The sequence below is a fragment of the Methyloparacoccus murrellii genome (assembly GCF_054657115.1).
In genome coordinates this window covers 1-466 of the sequence record NZ_BAAHXD010000123.1, presented here as the reverse complement: position 1 = coordinate 466, position 466 = coordinate 1, and the positions used below count along the sequence as shown (strand labels likewise).

At 64.4% G+C, this 466-nt stretch carries 1 protein-coding gene; it reads left to right on the top strand.

The features are described from left to right. Nucleotides 1-466 (top strand): GTP-binding protein (locus tag ACYQ1H_RS15555; protein ID WP_460028948.1); only part of this gene is annotated, 466 nt, incomplete at both ends.

Here is a 466-nt window from a genome sequence, read left to right as displayed (position 1 = left end):
TGTCCAAAGAAAAATTCACGCGTACAAAGCCGCATGTCAATGTCGGAACGATCGGTCACGTTGACCACGGCAAGACGACCCTGACGGCGGCGCTGACCAAGGTCGGTGCGGAGCGCTTCGGTGGCGCCTTCAAGGCCTATGACCAGATCGACGCGGCGCCCGAAGAGCGCGCGCGCGGCATCACCATCGCCACCGCCCACGTCGAATACGAATCCCCCACCCGGCACTACGCCCACGTGGACTGCCCCGGCCACGCCGATTACGTCAAGAACATGATCACCGGTGCCGCGCAGATGGACGGTGCCATCCTGGTCTGCTCCGCCGCTGACGGTCCCATGCCGCAGACCCGCGAGCACATCCTGCTGGCCCGCCAGGTCGGCGTGCCCTACATCGTCGTGTTCCTCAACAAGGCCGACATGGTCGACGATGCCGAGCTGATCGAGCTGGTCGAGATGGAAGTGCGCGA